General features: G+C 67.1%; 4 protein-coding genes and 1 pseudogene. All 5 read right to left on the reverse strand.

The annotated features are described in order from the left end of the window. A pseudogene (locus VIB55_RS04135) lies at positions 1–722 on the reverse strand (hypothetical protein); the annotation flags it as partial. 402 nt (positions 723–1,124) lie between these two features. Beyond that, on the reverse strand, positions 1,125–2,186 hold the full coding sequence (locus tag VIB55_RS04140; RefSeq protein ID WP_331875405.1) for an aminopeptidase: 1,062 nt from the start codon (positions 2,184–2,186) through the stop codon (positions 1,125–1,127). Next, positions 2,183–2,440, reverse strand: a complete 258-nt coding sequence (locus tag VIB55_RS04145) for a hypothetical protein (RefSeq protein WP_331875406.1) — start codon at positions 2,438–2,440, stop codon at positions 2,183–2,185. Before VIB55_RS04145 ends, VIB55_RS04140 begins: the two co-directional genes overlap by 4 nt. Before the next feature lie 41 nt (positions 2,441–2,481). Further along, positions 2,482–3,216 (reverse strand): hypothetical protein, encoded by a 735-nt coding sequence (locus tag VIB55_RS04150; RefSeq protein WP_331875407.1) that lies wholly within the window; start codon positions 3,214–3,216, stop codon positions 2,482–2,484. A 449-nt stretch (positions 3,217–3,665) separates the two neighbouring features. Next, the coding region (locus VIB55_RS04155) for an FKBP-type peptidyl-prolyl cis-trans isomerase (RefSeq protein WP_414681023.1) at positions 3,666–3,952 on the reverse strand (287 nt) is incomplete at its 5' end.

The following is a 3,952-nucleotide window of genomic DNA, read 5'->3' on the forward strand; positions in this document are numbered from 1 at the left end:
TGAAAGGCGCGGGCGCGGTCGTCGCCCGCCTGCTCCTCGTCGTCGTCGAGGGGCGGGCGCTCCGACATCCGCACGTGGAACTGGTTGCCGCTGCCGGGATCGATGACGAAGAACAGGCCGAACGCGTCGGAGGTGATGTCGCGGATGCGTTCGCGGGCCTCGTCGTCGCGAAAGAGCACGCCCAGGTGGTTGGTGGGGTTGGCATGGCGCCCGCCGGCTGCCTGCGGCTGTGTGAGGGCCAGGCGCGTCTGCCCGTCCAGCCGCAGGGTAAAGAGCGAGAGGAGATCCTGGCAGATGATGTCCATCTCCTCGTCCGACGCGTTCTGCGCGTGGGCGGCGGCCCCGATCAGGCGGGGGAGGTCGATGGTGTGCTCCACCAGCGGCTCGGCGGTGTCGGTGGCCCGGCGCCGCGAGTACTCGCCCGCGGAGCGAAGGCGCAGCACCCGCACCTCGTTCTCCGATGCGCCGTCCTCCGGCACGCCGACGGCGCGCGACCGAAGCATCTTTTCGATCACCTCGGACGGCGGAAGCTGCAGCCCCAGGCGCTTGATGATGTGGCGCAGCGAGTCGCCGCCGGACTCGATCCACTCTTCGACCTCGCGAAGCGCCAGGCTCTTTCCCGAGTTGTTGGGGCCCACGAACACGGTCATCGGGCCGGGGGAAAACCGCAGCGGCTCGTCGCCTTCGGCCGCGCCGAAGCGCAGGGCTACCGTTCTGAGCATCGTGGCGCGGGCTGTGGGAAAGCGCCGTGGCTGGGTCGCGGGGGCGGGACGTTCGGATCTCGCTCGCGGCTCGTTTCACGGGTGGGAAAGCGCGAGTTCCGTTCCAGTCGGGTTACATCTTCTTTGAGTGTTCCGGGTGCGTGCGGATCAGCCGCGCCGGCGCCCGACGGGTTCGGCGTGTCGTCAGCTTGGTGGGGCGAATGAATTCGCGGCAACGACCACACGATGTCCGCCTGCGCGCACTGGCCTGTTCTTGTGTGAGGAGGACCTTGTGGCGCGCCCGGCAGTGTGTGGCGGATCCCTCGGTCGCTGCTGTCTTTGGCGTGTGGTCAGGTGATGGGTGGCCGCTCCGTCGGGATGACAAGTCGCGCGTCGGCGGGTACGGTCTGCGTGCAGGTGAGTTCACCGCACCAGGGCCTCCACCGCGCTGTATGGGTCGTCCTTGTTGGTGCGCGCCGCGGCCACGATGTCGTTCATCGCGCGCCGGAAGTCGCCGCCGCGCGATTGGTACACCCGCTCGAACACGTCCAGCCGGTCGTAGTAGATGCGGCGCGAGATCAGCGTGGCGTTGTTCAGCGGGTCGCGCGTGAAGCCGCTGAACGTGTCCACCTTCAGCCGGGGGCGCACCTCGGAGGCGAAGCGCGCCTGGGCGTCGCGGAAGATGCGCTCGCGCTCGCGCAGCTTGTCGTCCCTCGACAGGTCTGGCCGGGCGTACAGCGTTTCCAGGTCGTCCACCAGCCCCTTCAGGAAAACCCCGAACGTCACGTCGTCGTCCCAGGCGCCCGTGGCCGTGCGGCAGCTGGCGGCATCGGGGCCGTCGCGGCCGCAGAAGAACTCGATGGCGCCGCGTCCGCCCACGAAGTTGGCCAGGCTCTCGTTGAAGACCGCCTGCCCAGGCGCGTAGAAGGTATTGTGGAAGAGCTCGTGGATGACGGTGTTGGCCAGCGAGATCTCGTCGTACCGCAGCAGCGTGGAGAGCAGCGGATCGTTGAACCAGCCCAGCGTGCTGTACGCGGCCGACGGCCGCAGGTAGGTGTCGAAGCCGCGCGCCTCCAGCTTGCGCTGCTCCTTCTGGGCATCGCGCAGCTCGAAGAAGCCCTTGTACGGCACCCGCCCGACGATGGGGAAGCGCCAGGTATGGGGCGCGAAGCGGTCCTTGTACGCGGCGGAGAGCACCATCACCAGCGTGTCGGATTCCGCGCGGGCGAAGAGCGTGTAGCTGTCGCCGGCATTCAGCTTCAGCGAATCGGCGGCGAACTGCCGGGCCTGCAGCACCAGCAGCAGCTTGTTGCGCGTTTCCCAGTCCGTGGCCGTATCCGCCACGATGCGGGCGATCGGGTGGCGGCGGTTGAGGATCTTGGTCTGCTCCCACGCGGCCCGCAGGTAGTAGCCGGGCGAGCAGGCGGAAAGCATCGCCAGCAGCGCGAGCAGCAGCGCCGGACGGGTGAAGCGCGTGGCTTTCATCCGTTCCCGCCCTCCCTGTCATCCTCCATGCGGGTGCGGAGGAAGTCGTCCAGGTACTCGTCGGGCACGCCGTACACCTTCTCGGCCAGGAAGCGGCGCGTTTCCACCTCGTTGTGGGTCACCTGGCGCAGCATGCCGCCAAGGCTTTCCAGCGACAGCCCCACGCGCCGCGCCGCGTCGGCCAGGCGCCGGTACGCCTCGCGCCGCGCCTCCTGCTCGTCGGGCGTTTCTCCCTCGTCCCACGGCTCACGCATGCTCATTGTCCGGTATCAGTTGCTGCTGGTCGGCCACAGGGTCACAGGGCAAACAGGGCGCGCAATGCATCCTCGATTTCGGTCATCGTTGCTTCGTCCACCACTACCCCGGCGTCACCCAACACTCGGGTCGGGTGGAACACCGAGTGTACGAATGGAACAGCCAGCACCGCAAAGGTAAGCCCATCTTCGATGTCCGAGAGCCACGTGTTATCCCTGACCACGACCTCTCCGGGCTCAGGCTCCACGTCCAAGACTACGGGTACGATGATCTGGTACCGTTGCCGATTGGAATACTGTGGCTCCGTGACAACCAATCCGTGTTCGAACCCCGTGCGCGCAGCGTATTCCGGCGTCAGGCGGACGACTCGACCGCGCCAGGAGCCGGCAGCAGCACCTGGCCCGAGCGTAGTACCGGTCCCAAGACCCATTGCCTCCTGAAGCTTGAGCCGCAGTCCCGCCATTTCATCGATCAGCCGCCCTCGAAATTGGCGCAGGTCACCGGGATCCACGCTTACCAGGCGAGCGGGATAGATGTACGTGGCCGCGGTGAAGCCTGCGTGCCCCGACTTGCCATAGCGTGTGCTGGCGGGATCGAATAAAACGTACGCCGCGCCACGTCCTGCTTCGGTCGATTGTGTGCTCGCGTACGCGAACACGGCCGGATCATCGCGGCCCTCGTCACACGCCGTCAGCAAGACATGGCGTCGCCACTTGGGGTCGCCATGTTCATCGTCATCGGGCGGGAGCAACCAGACTTCACCAGGGTAGCGCATCGATGTCCACGGAAGAGAGAACGACCAGAACCTCGGGGGATCCTGGCCGTTCATTGGACGGGCGAGCGGAGCAATCCCTTACTTGCGGCGCCGCTTCTCCAGCCTCCCGCGGATGAAATCAGCGCCTCGGAGGGCAAGGTTCTCAAACTCCAGGTGATCCGGGGGAGGCTCCGGGTCCAGGAGTTCTCCGGCGTAGGAGGCGCGAGGCCGCGGCGTTGGTCCTTTCTCCACCGCCGGTACCTTTGCAGGGATGTGGGCTGCCATCGGGTACCTTCCGTTCGAAGGGAGCAGTGCCAACCAACGATGGTGGAGATGAAGGGCGCCGTCAAGCGCTGCCCGCGCCCGCTTAGCAGGTGTCACCACGCGTGAGTCGAGGCGGCTGCCTCACGTCGGGCGTTGGCGTGAGTGACAGGTACTACGCGCCAGGCCAGCCCGTGTTTCCCGCGGATTCAGCGGATGTCGACCAGCGTCAGCTCGAAGGTGAGCGCCTTGCCCGCCAGCGGGTGGTTCGCATCCAGCAGCACCGCATCCTCGCCCACGTCGCGGACCGTGACGATGAACTGCTGCTGCCCGTCGCTCATCTGCAGCTGCTGCCCCACCTCGGGCGTCACGTCCGGCGGAAACTGCTCGCGGGGCACGCGAAGCAGCAGCTCCGCCCGCACCTCGCCGTACGCATCGGACGAGGGGATGTTGATGGTGCGCTCGTCGCCCGGCGACATGCCCGTGACGCCCTGGT

The sequence above is a fragment of the Longimicrobium sp. genome (assembly GCF_036554565.1).
Classification (GTDB): Bacteria; Gemmatimonadota; Gemmatimonadetes; order Longimicrobiales; family Longimicrobiaceae; genus Longimicrobium.